The organism is Nostoc sp. CALU 546 (assembly GCF_048836525.1).
The window spans coordinates 84,010-101,261 of record NZ_JAWJTF010000016.1; the positions used below are offsets into that span (position 1 = coordinate 84,010).

Genomic DNA, 17,252 nt, shown 5'->3' on the forward strand with positions numbered 1-17,252 from the left:
CCTTTTAACCTCAACGTTGAGCCTTTTATCCTCGACGTTGAGCCTTTTATCCTCGAAATTAGGATTTGCTACTCAAAACAGCTAGATAAATACTCTATCTCTTCTGCCCCCTGCCTCCTAATACTAAGGTGACTGATTTAACACCCACATCAACCATTGCCTAAAGGAACTTATAGTATTCAACTTTTGAACTCCAGGCGCACGAGCTGCGGACAGTCCATCAACCGCGACTAATGCGGCGTACTGCAAGCCCAAGAAACTATCAACTGCTGCATAAGGGCCACCTAAAGTAATCGCTCCCGCAGCATACATTTGACCTCTATCACTACGCATTTCTACCAATTCAAAATTGTTCGCTACAGTCAATCGCCCCAGGTGATTCACTGGGAGATTGTAATGTTTCACCAAATCTGCTAACAGGGGATTGGCATCTACCTTGGCATCCAGCCCAGTAGCATCAACAATAAAATCAGCTAGCAATTTCATTTCCCCAAAGCTTTGCTCTCGGATACGGGTAATAGTCCGGTTTTGGGCATCTCGTTCCACATCCAGAACCTCACCGAAGGTAATTTGATACCAGCCTTCGCTTAACCCTTGGGCAGTAATTTGCTGCCAGTCGTGGCGGTCGGCGGTGGTAGTTCCACCCCAGTCTGCTAGTAAACGCTTGCGTTCATCGGGGGTGGCTTTTTCTAACATTGCCCGGAGTTCGCCGCCCCAACAGGCTTTCGGCCAGTTAAAGGGTTGAAATTCGTAATGATTTTTGACTAGGCGCTGGGTATTTTGAAATTTGTTGCCTTGGGGTTTAGGCGATCGCATTAAATGCAAAACTGCAATATTCCGATTTCGTTTTCTGGCTTCGTAAATGCGCTGCACAATCCGCGAAGCCACAATTCCCCGCCCCCGAATCAACACCGTACCACCATGTTGCTCTAGTTGCTCATAAACATGATCATGGGCTTCATAAGCATTAACTACGGATTTAAAATCTTGATATTTTTCTCTATAAGCTTGCAAATCTGGAAGAAACTGAATTGCTGGATACCCAGTAGCTAAATGTAAATAACGACTAACTAAAAAAGCATAATTTCCTGGGCCGCGAGAATAGGCTATGCAATACCTGCCATCATCAGTTTTGCGAATTCCCCTAACTCGCCCATAGCGATAAATTTGATTCCAGGCAATGCGCTTCGCCTCTCGGTCTATAGAATCAAAGACATTACCCGCACGGGGAGTATAAGTTTCTGCAAATGTTGGTTCCGCAAACACTTGCCATAAATACTTAAATGCTGAATTTATCTGTCCTTTGGCTAAGTCTCCCCAAGCTTCTCGCAAGGCATAACTAGGCCAGCCCCAAATATTATCAGGACAAGAGTCAGAATTAGAACGCAGTCTTTCATATAAGGGAATTTGCGAATTCAAACAAAGGCGTTTGTAACGGGCATAAGGTTCCGCCTCTAATCCCAAAGCCACAATTTTGTCAGCACGCACACCACTAATTCGCAGCAAATCAGCCCAAACGAAGCTACCCAATCCCGCCCCGATCGCAAGATAATCAGATTCATCTACTGGTAATCCTGTAGCATGAAGTGCTTGCACAGACACCTTTTGAGCCTGAAATGCCAATGGCGGGAAATTACTTGCCACGGGTGTTAGCGGCTGGACTACAGGCAAACTGGGGTCTGGGTGATTAGTATTTGCGTTGAAATGAATCGTTGAAGGGGGGCTGGTATCTGGTGCAGAGGCGCTAGCAGCAAATGTCACCACTATCAGATATGGGCCAATTTGCAACGTATCGCCATTAGCCAGAACACTACGCGTTTGTGGTTGACCGTTGATATACACACCGTTAACGCTGCCTTGGTCAATCACCACCAGATGGTCTTGTTCCCAGTCAATTAGGGCATGGTAGCGAGAAACTTCGTTACTGTTAAGCAGCATCCTAGAAACCCGCACTCCCCTGAGTTCAGCAGGTAAACGAGCGAATTCTCGACCAAAAGCGATCGGCATATTCAACCTTGGTTCTCGCCGTTCACCCGTCGCTGGATCATCCCAACTTAATTGGATTTGTAAGTCATTTGTCATTTGTCATTTGTCATTGGTTATTGGGCATTGGGCATTGGGCATTGTTTCTAACTCCCTAATTTCTTGCTACTAAAACACTTACTGCCGCAGCTAAAGATGTCCCACACCAATGACAGCCAATTTGTAGATTCTCTCCTGGGGAAACTTTATGACATTTGGGGCATTCTAAGCCATAAACTCCTGGTGGTGGTGCGGGGGGTGTTGATGGATGGTGGTGATATCCGATGTTTACTGGTGGATTGGGTGGGAGCAAAATTGTTGCTGGAATACTACCTGTAGAAACACTAGTAACATTGAGTTTTATTTGTCCCAAAGAGATACTAGTGCCCTGAGTTAAAGGCATTTCACCTTGGACTAATTGCCGTCCATCGATAAGGGGGGGATTTTGCGATCGCAAATTCCTGATATAAAAGCGCTGTTGCTGGTGATGAAAAAATATTTCAACGTGTAAACCAGAGACAGTGGGGTGACTCAGAACAATATCGCACCGGAGGGGGTCACGACCGATACGGACAGTACCATGATTTTGACTTGGCTGTTGTTCGTAAATGTTCTGAGTTTTATCTTGACCAGCATCATGCCACTGTAAAGTTAGTGTGTTCATTCTTCTAACTTCGTAAATCGTATTTAGCTATTTCAACATCTTCCTGTGCGATTCCTAACACGATTGAGTAGGTGGAAGCAAGTATTTAGAAAAAACTTCAACAAGCTTTATTTTGCCGATGCTAATTTATCAGCAATGCGTGTAGTTTCTGGCAGCCGATATTTGGGCGTGCAGCGTAATACATAGTCAATTGCTGTCGGTAAACTAATTCGATGACCACTAGAGATGTATAGAGGTTTTACTCCTGTGCGCGATCGCAAAACTACCCCAATGGTTTCACCGTTATATATCAGTGGTTGCGTGCTACCTTTGGTTTCTGCCAATTCCTCATGCTTACCTAGCAACCTAGACTTAGCTACACCAATTGTTGGCATATCTATAAGTAACCCTAAATGGCTAGCTATACCTAATCTCCGGGGATGGGCAATTCCCTGACCATCACACAGAATTATATTTGGTGTTGTTTTAATCTTTTCCAGGGCATCGAGGACAGCTGGAATTTCTCGAAATGAGAGGAACCCAGGAACATAAGGAAAGGTTGTAGGACGGTGTGCTAGGCTTGTCTCGATTATTTGCAAATCCGGAAAACTCAGTACTGCCACAGCTGCACGGCTAATTGTTCCATCAGCTTCAAAACCCATATCCACTCCAGCGACGTACTGAATAGGTTCTTGCAGTTGATCCTCAGTAATTACTTGATCTCGCAGCTTTTCTTGGATAACTATGGCTTCTTCCAGCGTCGAGGGCCAAGCATGATCTCGATAAAACTTCATATTTAAAATTGGAATTAAACTGATTAATATTAATCCTGTTAATTTGGCAAGCACAAAAACACTAGTTTTTGATTTCAAGACAGAGAAAATATAATTTTTGCAAAAGTCCGTGAAAGACTATCTTTATAGTAGACATTTTAACCCAGTTTAGTTGATATATTGCATCATAATGTTACTTAAGGCTGTCAAAAGGGAATCCTGAGAATATAAGTTTATTTTCCCAGAGTTTTTCTTTTACTGGTTATGACACAGCCAAATATTCTAAAACTTGCAAGACAGGGAGATTCCCAGGCGATCGCATCTCTGATGAACCGCCACCTACATGCCAAAGGGATAACTGCAACAGTTGCCTTTAAAGATACTTGTTTAGAGGTAATGCTAGAATCTGTCCAAGTACCAAATCAGCAAATTTTAGTTCCATTTATCCGCAAAGGCTTAACAGCTTTAGGGGCTGCATCTGTTGAAATAGTGAAAGTTTATGGACAACAAACTGGTAAGGAGTTTCCAGCTTGGAGTAAAGAGTTTGATTTGGGCATAATAGAAGCTGAAATAGAAGCAGTAGATCATGAACAGTCTTCTAGTAATCCTCAAACTCTAACTATTTGTATTAACTTAAGTGGTGATACTGCACAGGGATTGACGAACCAAGATTTTGAATTGATTGCCAATCAAATCAGCACTGATATTTTATCATCTTGTACCGACGTGTTTATTCAAAAAGTAAGTATTACTAATGGTAGCTCTGTGATTACAAAGGAACGCTAGTTTTTAATTAGGTTCATGTGGATGTTAGAGAAAGATTCTAAAATCAGGGTTTATACTATCAATAAAATAAATCAATAAAATAAATTATATAGGAATCCGCTTTGATTTCTGAACTAATTTGCGTAGGCAGGCAATAGGCAACAGTCAAGAAGACTTATTAGTTGTACTGAGTTTTTTCAAAAATCAAATATGAGTCCTATAGTTCTAATGATTTTGAGAATATTGCTTTTGCCTATAAATGGGTAATTCTAAAATAGACAATGATTTATTTCTTTTTCGCATTTATCGAACAGAATTCAGGAGTCAGTCGTCAGAATGGGCTAAACCTTATACCAATTCTTTATGAAGCTGCATAGAATTCGATCTCCCCTAGCCCCCCTTAAAAAGGGGGGAATTCAAAGTCCCCCTTTTTAAGGAGGATTTAGGGGGATCAAGATATGTGCAACTTCACATTAAATTGGTATTAGCTATCCGCTAACAGCAATGTTTTCTGTATGACTGGCAGATAGCGTAGCGTATACCCTTCGGGATGCTTCGCTTAGAGCGAGTATTTTCGAGTCGCGTCTGAATAATCGGCGTTTTTGCACCCCCCACACTATGAGTGAGAAATCCGGGGAAAGCAAATACCCTGAGCTATATTGGGTTTTGCGTTGCTCCACCCAACCTACGCATAATCCATCATTCTAGTCGTGTCAGTCCACTACTTTATAATCATCAATGAGTTTTTAGAGTTAAGCGATCGCCTATGTAATATCTCTTAGTTGTAAAACCTGTTGGTAACATCGTTATTTTTTAGTCAGGTTCGGGAACTCTATAAATACGGTTCAGCAATTCGCCCAGCGCAAGCTTTCTGTCGGGTGTGGGCTGTTCTGAATCGTGTTGCAACGATATTTGGAGTTTTGAGGATCGGCTGATGGATAAATCAATTATTCAGTTGGTTGACGAGTTACCGACTGACAATATCACTGTCAAAGTTTTAAAAGCTCTTGATTATGTAGCACCAGGTGAGTGGAGCAATTTGACGGGGTTTGACAATAATATTCGCACCATTACTGGAGAAACCGATGCTAAGGTAATTCAGAAAATCCGCGATCGCGCCGTAACCTTATACCAAGATCCTCAACAAGGCTATCAGTTCGCAATCAAACTTTATCAAACAATTGATAAAGCAGACACAGCTATGGCAGCGGCGGCTTTAGCGAATAAAGTTAGTGAGAAAATCGGCTTTCTGTCTTTTTTAGGGAATATTACTCCCAAGGCTGATGTCACTCAATCCATTGACTTGGTACTAAAAATAGCTGTCGAAATCATTGCCTTTTGTAAAATAAATGGCATTCCTCAACCTAATCCCCAAGAGTTTGCTAATTCTCTCGCTAACAACTATCAAAATGCATCCCTAATGCGGATGGTAGCTCTAGTTTGTCTAGATGGAATTCTCCCATTAGGCCCCGATTTTCTCAGCAAAATTCAGGGAGTTATTAGCGGTACTGATACGAACGCAATAACTCAAAATCCGGTTTTCTTAGCCGTTAATAACTTTCTCCCAGGTAGTAACCCCTCTGATAAAGTTGGTTTTATCAGTCAGGGTTTCAACTCTGTGCAAGGCTGGATGAATAACTTAGTATCTAAGACAGGCGTAACTCCGCAATCAATTTCTAGCAATTTGGGTAATTTTATTCAGATTGCTGATGATAATTTAGATTTTGTTGCAGCATTCCTAGATCAAACTACCAATTACTATGAGCATACGGGAATTCAAACTGTTGCTCGCAGTTTAATTTTGCAAGCATACACTTTAGTAAAAGAAGAAATTAAACAAGAGGAGCAAAAGCCGATCCGAGATGTCTCATCTGCTGTTAAGTCAGATAAGAATCAGTATGAAGTAAGCAAAACAGTAGAAGTCTGGGATAGTGAGGACGAAGATTGGTATCAAGGAACAATTGAAAAAATCCAAGATGACCAATTCTTTATTCATTACCTTGGTTACGGTTCATCTTATGACGAGTGGGTAGGCGAAGATGACATTCGGACTCGCGATCTTCGCTCCGCTGATGAGAATGGATATGCAGTAGGTCAAAAGGTCAAATGTTGGGATGATGAGCAAGAGGCTTGGTATTCCGCCACGATTGAGAAAATCCAAGGTCAGCAATATTATCTTCACTACGTTGGTTATGATTCATCTTATGACGAGTGGGTTGATAATGATGAGATTTCCTAACTATTGAATTAGCAGGGGGGCCGACGAGATGAATATCTCTGATGGGCTATTTGGCGTCGCGCCCCGTCCTAGCATATAGTACTTTTAAAAATTCATAATTGACATCTATTGTTTCGGTCATCTAGCTTCCTACTGGATGGAGATTAGAATTCCTCTTCAGACAAGAATGGTTCAAATGAGTGGTAAGCCTCATAATTACGAAAATGTCTAGCGTATAAGTCAACACCATCACTAGTTGAGTCAAAGTCATCATACAATACTGAATTAACATCTACCACCTGTTTCAAAGACCAGGTAATAGTTTCTCCATCCTCATTTTTATAGCTGACTTCTTCTTTTTTCGCATAAATTCTGGCCTTTTCTTGAGCTTTCTCTAAAGAACTAGCTTTGAGCAGCACAAAGCATTCCTGGTACAACGGTTGATAATCCGGTGCATTGGAAGATGATTCATAAAGAACCACCGCAATGTAAAAGGATTCTGTTTTATCTGGACTTTCGGGTTTCATCCAATATTCTCCGAGACTACTTCTTGAATCTACCATCATTCAATAACTTCCAAGCCCTTTTACCTGCGGCTGTTCTGTTGTTTTTGATATCTTCTAAATAAGAGTTTAAATACTCGCTGGGAAATTCCCGTCTAATTGATGCTTTGCGGCACGCACTAATAAAAGTATCAGCGAATAAACTTAAGTTTTCATTTGCTTCACAACTCCCACCGGGTCTAACTTGACTTATTACTAAGGACAGCTTGAATAAATGTGTATTCTTGAAAGCATATGTCACAGTCTGGGAATGGGTAGCAATCGGTTGCAGAACTAATCCCACTGCGAAAAGACCAACCAGTGGGTTGTGTAGACGTTTTTGTAGCATTATGATGAAATTTAAGCGAATTTGATAGAAATCCTAGTTTCTCTAAATACCATTCATACCGTAATTTCTGGTAAAAATTTATAAATGTGTTCAAAAAACTACATTTATCACAATCAGTTAGGTAATATTTCTAGCTACTGACAATTGCAGGTGCTTCCATCGTTAATTGTTCAGGTGAACTACTAATGAGAAATTCATAGACACTGTAATTGATAATTCATAATTATGTTTAATCTGGATATTTTCAACCCGCATGAAGCAAGACTGCTTGTACAAGTACCAAGGGACTTCCAAATAAAAAAATATCCAATTAACTCCTTCCTGTGGGGTGGGCGACACGAGATCCCAGTTTATATGGCGCTCATTTTGCCCACCCCACAATATTGGATAATTTATTTCTTGGAGTTCCCCAAGTACAAACCCTTTTCAATTACAATTACGAATTACGAATTATCTTGACACTTGCGCTACGATATCCCCTATTGCTTGCGTGCAATGTAGGTGAGGAGTAGTACAGGTTAAACACATGATTGAAGAAATCAATACACAGAATACCCGAAATCTAGTAGCGATCGCAGACCAATTCGCCCAACTAAGTAATGTTACAGGCGTTAAAGCATTTGGAAGTGGTAATATAAATGACACATTTCTGGTAACTCTAAATTCTTCAGAAGAACAGCATTTTGTCCTGCAACGCATCAACACACAGGTGTTTCGTCAGCCACAACTGATTATGCAGAATATGCGTACCTTCACTGAGCATGTTCGCAAACGGTTGCAGCATACACCTCTGAATCGTCGCTGGGAAGTGCCACGCGTACTATTGACCAAAAACGCTCAAGACTACTGGAAGGATGGAGATGGCTCATTTTGGCGGGCGATTAGCTTTATTGAAGGTTCCCAGTCCTTTGATACTATGAGCGATCGCTCCCACGCCAAAGAAATCGGTTATGCCTTGGGGATGTTCCACAATTTAATCAGCGATTTACCACCAGAAAAACTTGCTGATACCCTTGAAGGATTCCATATTACACCGCTTTATCTCCAGCATTACGAGGAAGTTTTGGCGAAAACTAATGCGCGTCAATCTGCTGAAGTTAATTATTGCTTGCAGTTTGTTAGCGATCGCCAAACCTTTGCACATATCCTAGAAAATGCCAAAGCTGAAGGCAAACTACCTCTGCGTCTGATGCACGGCGATCCAAAAATCAATAACGTGATGTTTGACACTGCCACCCAGCAAGCCGTCAGCGTCATAGACCTAGACACTGTTAAACCCGGTCTGGTACATTACGATATTGGCGATTGTTTGCGATCGGGCTGCAATCCGGCTGGAGAAGAAACTGAGAATTGGGAAAGTGTTTGTTTCGATACTGACCTGTGTCAGGAAATTCTACAGGGTTATCTCTCTGTGGCCAAGGCATTTCTTACTGAGAATGATTATGCCTATATATACGATGCCATCCGTCTCATTGCCTTTGAACTAGGATTGAGATTCTTTGCTGATTATTTAGCAGGAAATGTTTACTTCAAAGTCAAACATCCAGAACATAACTTGGCAAGAGCGATCATCCAGTTTAAGCTTACCGAAAGTATTGAATCTCAAGAAACGCAGATTCGTAACATTATCAAAGATATGAAATGAACGAACAGACATTTTCCCTGCAACCCTTCCCCTCTACCGAGTCCTTTCCTAATTTAAAAATTGCAGGCAATATCGCTCGAAATTCTAATCAACTTACCATCTGCTACACTCTTGAAGGCAATTTAAAAGAAATTGAGTTGGTAAAGCCTGTAGCGGATCGCCGAGAAGATATTGCCCCACCAGCAAACACGCCATCACGCAAGCATGAATTGTGGAAAGAAACCTGCTTTGAGTTCTTTCTTGGCATCAAAGATGCTCAACGATATTGGGAATTTAACCTTTCCCCCGCCGGACACTGGAATGTCTATCGCTTTGATGGCTACCGTCAACGGATGCAAGAGGAAACAGCTTTTGAAAATCTACCGTTTAATGTTGACAATCAAGCTGATAGTTTAGTACTGACTTTAAATGTCGATTTGGATAAAATCATCTCTGTGGAGCAAGCTATTGAAGTTGGTATTACGACTGTCATCAAACATAAAGATGGTGAGGTGACTTACTGGGCGTTAACTCATCGAGGCGCGGAGGCTGACTTTCATATTCGAGAGAGTTTTATTGTTAAGTTGTAAAGACTGGTATTCAAAACGAGAAGCGCTATAATCGCGTCTTTAGCAACTAATAACTAAATCCTTATGGCAAACACTATTTCAATTACCGATTCTCCAGTTCCCAATCCTGTCCCTAAACCAACAATTATCCGTTTGGAGAACATCTTTAAAATATATGGCAGTGGCGAAACTGAAGTCAAAGCACTCAACGATGTGAATTTGACTATCCACGAGGGCGAATATTGTTCAATTATGGGGCCTTCTGGTTCTGGGAAATCCACAGCCATGAATATTATCGGTTGTCTAGACAGACCCACCGGCGGACATTATTACTTAGATAATATTGATGTGGCGCAAATGGATGATAAATCCTTGGCACACATCCGCAATAAAAAACTGGGGTTTGTCTTCCAACAATTCCATCTATTACCCCAACTCACAGCATTAGAAAATGTGATGCTGCCAATGGTATATGCTAGCGTGAGTCCAAAAGAAAGAAGCGATCGCGCTACAGTTGCACTGACGCGAGTCGGTTTAGCAAATCGCCTCAACAACAAACCAACTCAACTATCTGGTGGACAACAACAAAGAGTAGCGATCGCACGAGCCATTGTCAATCGTCCTGTAGTACTCCTAGCCGATGAACCCACAGGCGCACTTGATTCGCGCACAACCCAAGAAGTCTTAGATATTTTTGGCGAACTCAATAGCAGTGGGATCACCGTTGTCATGGTAACTCATGAACCAGAAGTTGCTCGTCAAACCCAGCGCATCGTTTGGTTCCGTGATGGTGAAGTTGTACACTCCAACCTCACCCCAGCCGACTTGAGTCAGTTGGCTGTCTCGTAGGTTCTTCAAGTCCGCGTAGGCGGACTACCCTGCGGGAAGCCGCAAAGCGTCTATGTTTGTGTAGCCGCGACTTCTAGTCGCCAAGGCTGATTACAAACTTGGGGTTTTCCCCGTTTCTGCTTGCGTTGCGATCGGCTTGACATCGGTGTAACCCAATTCACCAGCTATTGTCCGAAACACCGACATTTGCTCCTCAAAATCTAGTCCTTCAATTTGGGAAACCAGATCATTTATTGCCTTACTTGCCTGATAGCTAGCTGGTAAGTCCACCACCGTATCCCCCATAGCTACCGCCCAAGTATACCAAACTAACAGCTGGTTGTTTTCTTTTATCGCTCCATAAGCACGAGAATATTCTGTGTCTTTGCGGTTAACAATATCCCGCATAATATCTAGTTGCTGCTCATCGGATAATTCAAAATAATCTCCTAGCAGGAGTGGCGCTAACTCTGGTTCGGCCGCAGCGGGAGCAGCTGGCGTGATGGAATCACCCATTTTTTCATAAACAAAATAGAACCAAGCTAATTTTGCATCGGTATCTAAGGCGTTAAACGCGTCTACCAAGTTTTGAGTTTCATTGCTCTGAGCTTGAGAAATAGTTTTGTCGTAACTGGCAGTCATTATTATTTGTCTCCAACATTATTTAACAGACCAAACTAAGTGTTACCAGAGTTTGAGAAGCAGATTCTAGTACCAATAGAAAGAGTTAAATTAATTGGAAATTGCTACTTTAATCTACCTTTTAATAGAGGTAAAAATCTCTCTCAAGGAAGCAACAAAGCCGCGAATTGCTTTGCTATGATTACCCAAGTAAGCAATTAAACATTTAGCTTAAGGTTTTAATTATGCCTGATGAGATAAAGCCCAATTTAAATGAATCTCCCACCCATGATTCAGAATTAGCTGCTGAAAGCATAGCTAGTGGTGAAGAAAAAGCACCAACGGTAGATTTTGATGCGGATTATGCAGCTGCACAACAATTCAGCGTCAGTGAAGTTGATCGCACAGGTAAAGGTGGAGCAGCAGCCGAAGCAGCCACAGCACCTAAATATAAAACCTCTAAGCCACAAGAGACAAAAACTGAAGCGCAGTCAACTGGTAATCCTAAAGATTATGCAGAGTTAGCAAAAGAAGTTGGTAATTCTAAAACTGAGGGTGTAACTAATGTCAGTGATGATTTAGTAAAACAAGCTTTAGAAAAGGGTGAACGGAAAAATTAAGTTTTCCTGATATCTTGCTATTTTGTAAGATGGGCAATGTCACAAATATTAAAATTGAAGTTTTCGTCATTGGTAGACATTGTCCACTCGACTTTTTTAGCCATTTATCAATAGTTAAGATTTTCACTAATTAACGACTATTCATCACTTCTAGTAGTTCACTAGGTAGCTGAATTAAATAATCTGGATTTTGCTTGGCGAGTACTTCCGGTGAGTTAAAGCCCCAAGTCACTGCAATCACTTGAATATTTGCTTTCTTTGATGCTTCTATATCTCTGGTTTCGTCTCCGACATAAATCACTTCTTGAGGTTTGAGTTGCTTTTGCCTCAATACATTATTAATAATCGTTGTTTTACCAAAAATTGTAATTCCTGAATATATAAAATCAAATAGGTGATTTAAATCATTAATTGTCAGAAATTGTGTAACATTTTCTTTAGAATTAGAAGTAATAATTCCCAGTTTATATCCATGATTTTGGAGTTCTATTAATGCTTCTTTAATTCCCGGAATTGGCTTTAATTCTGGGATTTTGTTTTTTAACTCTCCTTTAACTTTTTTAACTAGAAAAGGGATTTTAAATAGAGAAACTCCTGAATACTTAATTATCTCCCTAGATGTTAAGTTCTTGAGGAGGGATAATTGCTCTGGGCTTATTTGTCTATAACCAAAGTCTACAGCTAGACGATTAGCAATGCTTACAAGGGCATCTACTGTATCAGCAATTGTGCCATCAAAATCAAAAATAATTACTTTCGGGGTCATTCTTTGCCTGGATGCGTCAAGATTAGCTAGGGCGTTGCGTCGTAACATTTCTGGCTTAATCCGCCGCAGGGCAGATGCTCGAAATCGTTGATCCCAATCCTGATCTGAGATTTGGGCTAATTCTAGCAGGTGGGGAGCAATATTCACTGGATTTGGCTGAAACTCTGCAATATCAGTTGTGTTGGCAAAACGTTGATTCCAAGGACAAACATCTTGGCAAATATCACAACCAGCAACCCAGCCTTGCAAATGAGGTGTAACTGTCTTTGGTAATTCCTCTGCCCGATTTTCAATGGTATGATAAGCAATGCAGCGATTAGCATCCACGACAAAAGGCTGAGTAATTGCACCTGTGGGACAAGCCTGAAGACAACGAGTACAGCTACCGCAGTGTTCTGTATGCGGGCGATCGCTCTCTAATTCTAAATTGGTCAAAACTTCTCCCAAAAATACCCAAGAGCCATATTCCCGTGTAATCACATTACCATTCTTGGCAATCCAACCAATTCCAGCCAGTTGAGCCAATATTTTATCTTGCACCGGGCCGGTGTCTGCATAATAACGAGCTATCACACCTGTATCAAGTGATTCTAACCATGTAGCTAGCTGCTTGAGTTTTTTATGCATCACCTTGTGATAATCCCTTCCCCAGCCATAACGGGAAATTTTGGCGTATTCCTCGCCATCGGGACGTTGATGTGGTGTGTAATAATTCAGCGCCACACATACTATCGATCGCACTTCTGGCATCACTAAATGGATATCCTGACGTTTCGGGTTAGCCATCCATCCCATATCGGCGTGATAACCCAGTTCAATCCATGCTTGCAACCTCTGCGCTTCTGTGGCATTTACCCCATCTGCGGCAGCAATTCCAACTTTGTGAAAGCCCAACTCGCTGGCTTTGTCTTTGACTACACTGCTGCTTGTTATGGAATAATGATTCATTTTTTTATTTGGATTTTGCCTAACTAAAGGCGTTATAATCTTACATTACGTAGTTTGTAACTTTAATTAAGATTTATTAATCCTCTTATACATGCCAGTTTTAAGCTGCTAGGCAGCTTAAAACTTCCATCGTGAGGAAGATTTACCAAGATGTAGCAATCTATCTCAACAGCGGCTTTCTTTTTACCTATTTTTGTACTGAAATTAATATTCAGATAGCATAATACAGGTAATTCCTATGACCTCTCGTGAATTGATATCTCTAACCCAGTTGAAAGAAGAATTCCAGATAGATGGAATTACAGAAACAAGCATACTGAGTTATTTTGAAACCTTAAATGCAGGAGAATTTGAGGCAACTGCTGCCTTATTTGCAGTAGATGGTGTGATGCGTCCACCATTTGAATCTGATATTGTGGGGAAAGATGCGATCGCAGCCTACTTAAAAGAAGAAGGCCAAAATATCAAAGCTTACCCCAACACAGGAATAGCCGAGACTTTAGAAAACGGTGACATCCAAATCCAGATAACAGGCAAAGCCAAAACTTCATGGTGTAGTGTGAATGTTTTGTGGTTATTTATCCTCAACCAACAACAGCAAATTTTTTATACTAGAATCAAACTTTTAGCTTCTCCCCAAGAGTTACTTTCTTTACGTCGTGAAAAATAGCAAATAACTATAAAGGCTTATAGCGTTTGTTTACTGGACTAATTCGGGTAAAGTTGCTTGTAATTTCAGACAGTTAGCGCCATCAACTTGCAACTGGTAATCTACTTTATCCATGAGACGATTCATAATCAGCCAACCATAACCACCTTCTTGTTTTTCCAATGGGTTTGGAGCATAGTAGTTAGACATATCAAAGCCTTCGCCATAGTCCCAAACTTCTAAGGCAAGATCCCGGTCTTTCACTTCCAAACGCAGTAAAATCGGTAAATTTGGTTTGTCTTTGTGGGCATGACGGACTGCATTTGAGTAGGCTTCTACTAAAGCCAGTCTCAAACGACTTGATTGCCGCGACCAATCCACAGATTCTCCTAGCTGAATTTTCAAACATCCCAGCAACCAGTTTTCGACAATATTCAGAAAATTCAAGTCACTTGGTACATGAAGCTCACTTTTCATGACTTACAAAATCTCCAGCGAAAGTATAGTTTGATCGTCTTCTTGAATGTGATTATCTGCCTGGATGCGAGCTAGTAAATGGTTAAGAGAAAGTGGTTGTTGCTCTTGTTGTAAAAGTTGCCAAAGACCATCTTGATTCAGCATGGAACGGTTAATGACCTCAACACCAGACCCGTTTTTTACTGTTAAATCAGAATCATTTGAGATCATTGCCTCTGTAATTCCATCACTGGCTAGTAACAATGTATCTCCAGCATCGAGAACCAAACGACCAGATTGTGCCTGCCACTTGGGCAAGATTCCCAAAGGAACGCTGCGGACTTTGAGGTAATTAGGATTGTTAGCTAAAACGTCTTGGCGTGACCATAATAGTGGATAGATATGACCGGCATTAGTGTAGACGAGTTCCTTAGTGCTAGGGGTATAACAGGCTAACACAAGGGTGATGAAATAATTGTTGCTAATTAAATCTTCACTCAGAGCGTGGTTGAGGTTTTGCATGACCACATTTGGCTCGGCTGGCGTTTCTTGAGATAATTCTCGGCGCAACACTGAAATAATACTAGCCATGAATAAAGCAGCTGGAACGCCCTTGCCAGAAACATCACCCACTGCTAACCACAAATCGCCTTTGGGATGAACAAACACTTCAAAGAAATCGCCTCCTACTTCCCGCGCCGGATAGCAGCAAGCTTGTACCTTCACACCTTTGATGTCAGGTAAACTTTGGCGTAGCAAGTTGTATTGAATTTGACGAGCCACCTCCAACTCATTGTGAATCTGCTGTTGCTTTTCTTGGAGGCGCTGGTAGAGTTTTGCTTGAGAGAGAGCTAAGGCTGCTTGTTCGGCAACACCTGCAATCAGTTGGATATCTTCGTCTTGCCAAGGGCGATCGCTTCCCCATTGGTGGAGGGCCAGCACAGCCAATAGATGCTGCTGATAGCTAAGTGGCACAACCAGATGGTGACAAGGAATACCGTCATATATATCTTGAGCAAGTTGATAATGACGGGTTTCCAGCACTTTTTCGATTAAAATACTGGGATCGAAGAAGCAATCTGATACAGGAGATTGAGGATCGCGGTACAAAAACTGGTCTTGTATCAGGCGATCGCCCTCTACTGGTCTTAGCAAGCAACTGGTAGCTTCAAACGTTTGTCCAATAGTTGCCACAATTTTTTGCAGCATACTGTCGTAGTCTAAAGACTCCCGAATTGCCGTTGTTACCGCATTAAACAAAGATTCTCGTCGTAGGGCCCGACGCAACTCTTGGGTGCGCTTCTTAACTAGGCGATATGTATCAGTGGCTTGCTCAACTAACGCTCTCAGCCGATCCGGATTCCAGGGTTTGGTAATGTATTTAAATACCTGACCGGAGTTAATTGCATCCACCAAATCTTCGACATCAGTAAAACCAGTTAACAAAATCCGAATCGTGTCTGGAAAACGTTCTACGGTGCGACTAAAAAATTCAGTGCCATTCATTTCTGGCATTCTTTGGTCAGAAATAATCACCGCCATTTCGCCAAATTGATCCAAGATTTCCATAGCACCAAAGGCATGATTGGCTTTATATACTTGGAAATCTCGCCTAAAAGTGCGGTAGAGTAAATCTAAGTTATCTGGCTCATCATCTACCACCATGAGCTTAAGTTTGTCCACCCCGTTCTCAGCCATATTTGACTTTATTTTTCACATATTTGAATGGCGAGATAGTATGATGTTTATCTCACCTGATAAATAGCAGAAAATCGGAGAAGTCATTAACTTTGAAAATATAACTTTCTCAAAGTTTTGATTTCCCTTGATCATCCTCAATTGTCCATACCAAAATGAATTTTATCCAACTAACCCAGAACGCAAGGCGCGGACTGCTGCTTGGGTACGGTCATCAGCACATAGTTTATTCAAAATATTGCGAACGTGAGTTTTAACAGTTCCAACAGTGATATAAAGTCTTTCTGCTATTACTGCATTACTACAACCTTCGACAATCAACTGTAACACTTCCAATTCCCTTTCTGTCAGGGTGTAAGGTTGAATTCCTTCCAGATTCTCAACATAATCAGGGTTAGAGGCAATAGTCTTAGTATCGACAAAAGCCGATTCCAACTTTTGGGGATTTTGTTGCGCTTGTTGTAATACAATCCGAGCGATCGCGGGATCGATCCAGGCGTTGCCATTGTAAGTTACTCGCACTGCTTCCAGCAAATTATCAAATTTGATATCTTTCATACAGTAAGAGTCTGCACCAGCGGCAAAAGCTGCCAACACCGCTTCTTTATTGTCCCGTAGCGTCAAAATTAACACCTTTGTTAGTAGCTGCTGTCCATTAGTAGTAGATTTTACCTCCCGTGTTAACTCAATGCCATCCTTATCTGGTAAACCAATATCTACAATGGCAATATCTGGTCGTACCATTTTTAACATCTTTAGCCCCTCAACAGCATTGGCAGCTTCACCTACAACTTCAATGTCATCTTTTTGTAGTAATGCTGTCCGAATACCTACACGAGTTAGGTCATGATCTTCAATCAGAGCGATACGAATTTTACTCATAGCCAACTTCAGCCCGTTACACTACCTTAACCATAAAGTCGAGTTTCGTGACATACTCCCACACTAACTGCAAGTAGTATAGTGGAGGCTTCTGTTCCCGGAACCAGAGTTGTGAGTTGAGCGTTTTATACTGAGTGAATATTACACTTTAACAATAAATTTGGACTGAATCAGTCCAAGTACAAGCGCCCAAGACTAGTTAGTTTAATTATGCTTTCTATTGTTCAAGGGGGTATCTCTCCTGCCCAAGTTCTAATATAAAAAAATTTGATAAACTTA

General features: G+C 41.4%; 16 protein-coding genes and 1 pseudogene. 7 read left to right on the top strand and 10 right to left on the bottom strand.

Going from position 1 to position 17,252, the window contains the following annotated elements:
* Positions 1 to 123: 123 nt before the first annotated feature.
* From RRG12_RS10850 to nfi, 3 genes are all read right to left on the bottom strand, one after another.
* Complete coding sequence (locus RRG12_RS10850; RefSeq protein ID WP_420759275.1) at positions 124 to 2,082, bottom strand: FHA domain-containing protein; 1,959 nt, start codon at positions 2,080 to 2,082, stop codon at positions 124 to 126.
* Positions 2,083 to 2,137: 55 nt separating this feature from the next.
* Entirely contained in the window at positions 2,138 to 2,686 is a 549-nt protein-coding gene (locus RRG12_RS10855) for an FHA domain-containing protein (RefSeq protein ID WP_420759276.1), read from the bottom strand.
* 107 nt (positions 2,687 to 2,793) lie between these two features.
* A complete protein-coding gene (gene nfi / locus RRG12_RS10860; RefSeq protein WP_069069257.1) occupies positions 2,794 to 3,459 on the bottom strand; it encodes a deoxyribonuclease V in 666 nt (221 codons plus the stop codon).
* A gap of 243 nt (positions 3,460 to 3,702) precedes the next feature.
* Between nfi and RRG12_RS10865 the strand changes: the two genes are divergently transcribed.
* On the top strand, positions 3,703 to 4,224 hold the full coding sequence (locus RRG12_RS10865) for a hypothetical protein (protein WP_420759277.1): 522 nt from the start codon (positions 3,703 to 3,705) through the stop codon (positions 4,222 to 4,224).
* 913 nt (positions 4,225 to 5,137) lie between these two features.
* Positions 5,138 to 6,442, top strand: a complete 1,305-nt coding sequence (locus RRG12_RS10870; RefSeq protein WP_069069251.1) for a Tudor-knot domain-containing protein — start codon at positions 5,138 to 5,140, stop codon at positions 6,440 to 6,442.
* 143 nt (positions 6,443 to 6,585) lie between these two features.
* Here the strand turns inward: RRG12_RS10870 and RRG12_RS10875 are convergent, their stop codons facing one another.
* On the bottom strand, positions 6,586 to 6,987 hold the full coding sequence (locus RRG12_RS10875) for a DUF4288 domain-containing protein (RefSeq protein WP_420759278.1): 402 nt from the start codon (positions 6,985 to 6,987) through the stop codon (positions 6,586 to 6,588).
* 851 nt (positions 6,988 to 7,838) lie between these two features.
* Here RRG12_RS10875 and RRG12_RS10880 point away from each other — a divergent pair.
* The 3 genes from RRG12_RS10880 to RRG12_RS10890 all read left to right on the top strand — a co-directional run bounded on the left by RRG12_RS10880 (position 7,839) and on the right by RRG12_RS10890 (position 10,354).
* Positions 7,839 to 8,957: a phosphotransferase enzyme family protein gene (locus tag RRG12_RS10880; protein ID WP_420759279.1), complete on the top strand. Its 1,119-nt coding sequence runs from the start codon at positions 7,839 to 7,841 to the stop codon at positions 8,955 to 8,957.
* Positions 8,954 to 9,526, top strand: a complete 573-nt coding sequence (locus RRG12_RS10885; RefSeq protein WP_420759280.1) for a DOMON-like domain-containing protein — start codon at positions 8,954 to 8,956, stop codon at positions 9,524 to 9,526. The genes RRG12_RS10880 and RRG12_RS10885 overlap by 4 nt, the downstream gene beginning before the upstream one ends.
* 63 nt (positions 9,527 to 9,589) lie before the next feature.
* Positions 9,590 to 10,354, top strand: coding sequence for an ABC transporter ATP-binding protein (locus RRG12_RS10890; RefSeq protein WP_069069247.1), 765 nt, complete (start codon positions 9,590 to 9,592; stop codon positions 10,352 to 10,354).
* 90 nt (positions 10,355 to 10,444) lie between these two features.
* Here RRG12_RS10890 and RRG12_RS10895 read toward each other — a convergent pair whose 3' ends face one another.
* On the bottom strand, positions 10,445 to 10,975 hold the full coding sequence (locus RRG12_RS10895) for an orange carotenoid protein N-terminal domain-containing protein (protein ID WP_420759281.1): 531 nt from the start codon (positions 10,973 to 10,975) through the stop codon (positions 10,445 to 10,447).
* 224 nt (positions 10,976 to 11,199) lie between these two features.
* On the opposite strand from RRG12_RS10895, the gene RRG12_RS10900 reads away from it, so the two are divergent.
* On the top strand, positions 11,200 to 11,574 hold the full coding sequence (locus tag RRG12_RS10900) for a hypothetical protein (RefSeq protein WP_069069245.1): 375 nt from the start codon (positions 11,200 to 11,202) through the stop codon (positions 11,572 to 11,574).
* A 130-nt stretch (positions 11,575 to 11,704) separates the two neighbouring features.
* Here the strand turns inward: RRG12_RS10900 and RRG12_RS10905 are convergent, their stop codons facing one another.
* Together RRG12_RS10905 and queG are read right to left on the bottom strand one after the other, a co-directional pair.
* Positions 11,705 to 12,340, bottom strand: coding sequence for an HAD-IA family hydrolase (locus tag RRG12_RS10905; protein ID WP_256090864.1), 636 nt, complete (start codon positions 12,338 to 12,340; stop codon positions 11,705 to 11,707).
* Positions 12,315 to 13,288: pseudogene (gene queG / locus RRG12_RS10910) on the bottom strand (tRNA epoxyqueuosine(34) reductase QueG). The gene RRG12_RS10905 and the pseudogene queG overlap by 26 nt, the downstream one beginning before the upstream one ends.
* Positions 13,289 to 13,526: 238 nt before the next feature.
* Between queG and RRG12_RS10915 the strand changes: the two are divergent.
* A complete protein-coding gene (locus RRG12_RS10915; protein WP_069069243.1) occupies positions 13,527 to 13,958 on the top strand; it encodes a ketosteroid isomerase family protein in 432 nt (143 codons plus the stop codon).
* Between the two features lie 30 nt (positions 13,959 to 13,988).
* Here the strand turns inward: RRG12_RS10915 and RRG12_RS10920 are convergent, their stop codons facing one another.
* The 3 genes from RRG12_RS10920 to RRG12_RS10930 form a co-directional block, all read right to left on the bottom strand.
* Entirely contained in the window at positions 13,989 to 14,414 is a 426-nt protein-coding gene (locus RRG12_RS10920; protein ID WP_069069242.1) for an ATP-binding protein, read from the bottom strand.
* A 3-nt stretch (positions 14,415 to 14,417) separates the two neighbouring features.
* Positions 14,418 to 16,091, bottom strand: a complete 1,674-nt coding sequence (locus RRG12_RS10925; protein ID WP_420759282.1) for a SpoIIE family protein phosphatase — start codon at positions 16,089 to 16,091, stop codon at positions 14,418 to 14,420.
* A 162-nt stretch (positions 16,092 to 16,253) separates the two neighbouring features.
* Positions 16,254 to 16,973 (bottom strand): response regulator transcription factor, encoded by a 720-nt coding sequence (locus tag RRG12_RS10930; RefSeq protein ID WP_069069240.1) that lies wholly within the window; start codon positions 16,971 to 16,973, stop codon positions 16,254 to 16,256.
* Positions 16,974 to 17,252 lie beyond the last annotated feature (279 nt).

Bases quoted from the DNA above. Each gene is read 5' to 3' on its own strand.
- RRG12_RS10930 (WP_069069240.1), bottom strand. From the start codon at position 16,973: ATGAGTAAAATTCGTATCGCTCTGATTGAAGATCATGACCTAACTCGT.
- RRG12_RS10895 (WP_420759281.1), bottom strand. From the start codon at position 10,975: ATGACTGCCAGTTACGACAAAACTATTTCTCAAGCTCAGAGCAATGAA.
- RRG12_RS10905 (WP_256090864.1), bottom strand. From the start codon at position 12,340: ATGACCCCGAAAGTAATTATTTTTGATTTTGATGGCACAATTGCTGAT.
- RRG12_RS10870 (WP_069069251.1), top strand. From the start codon at position 5,138: ATGGATAAATCAATTATTCAGTTGGTTGACGAGTTACCGACTGACAAT.
- RRG12_RS10880 (WP_420759279.1), top strand. From the start codon at position 7,839: ATGATTGAAGAAATCAATACACAGAATACCCGAAATCTAGTAGCGATC.
- RRG12_RS10855 (WP_420759276.1), bottom strand. From the start codon at position 2,686: ATGAACACACTAACTTTACAGTGGCATGATGCTGGTCAAGATAAAACT.
- RRG12_RS10920 (WP_069069242.1), bottom strand. From the start codon at position 14,414: ATGAAAAGTGAGCTTCATGTACCAAGTGACTTGAATTTTCTGAATATT.
- nfi (WP_069069257.1), bottom strand. From the start codon at position 3,459: ATGAAGTTTTATCGAGATCATGCTTGGCCCTCGACGCTGGAAGAAGCC.
- RRG12_RS10925 (WP_420759282.1), bottom strand. From the start codon at position 16,091: ATGGCTGAGAACGGGGTGGACAAACTTAAGCTCATGGTGGTAGATGAT.
- RRG12_RS10865 (WP_420759277.1), top strand. From the start codon at position 3,703: ATGACACAGCCAAATATTCTAAAACTTGCAAGACAGGGAGATTCCCAG.
- RRG12_RS10890 (WP_069069247.1), top strand. From the start codon at position 9,590: ATGGCAAACACTATTTCAATTACCGATTCTCCAGTTCCCAATCCTGTC.
- RRG12_RS10850 (WP_420759275.1), bottom strand. From the start codon at position 2,082: ATGACAAATGACTTACAAATCCAATTAAGTTGGGATGATCCAGCGACG.
- RRG12_RS10900 (WP_069069245.1), top strand. From the start codon at position 11,200: ATGCCTGATGAGATAAAGCCCAATTTAAATGAATCTCCCACCCATGAT.
- RRG12_RS10875 (WP_420759278.1), bottom strand. From the start codon at position 6,987: ATGATGGTAGATTCAAGAAGTAGTCTCGGAGAATATTGGATGAAACCC.
- RRG12_RS10915 (WP_069069243.1), top strand. From the start codon at position 13,527: ATGACCTCTCGTGAATTGATATCTCTAACCCAGTTGAAAGAAGAATTC.
- RRG12_RS10885 (WP_420759280.1), top strand. From the start codon at position 8,954: ATGAACGAACAGACATTTTCCCTGCAACCCTTCCCCTCTACCGAGTCC.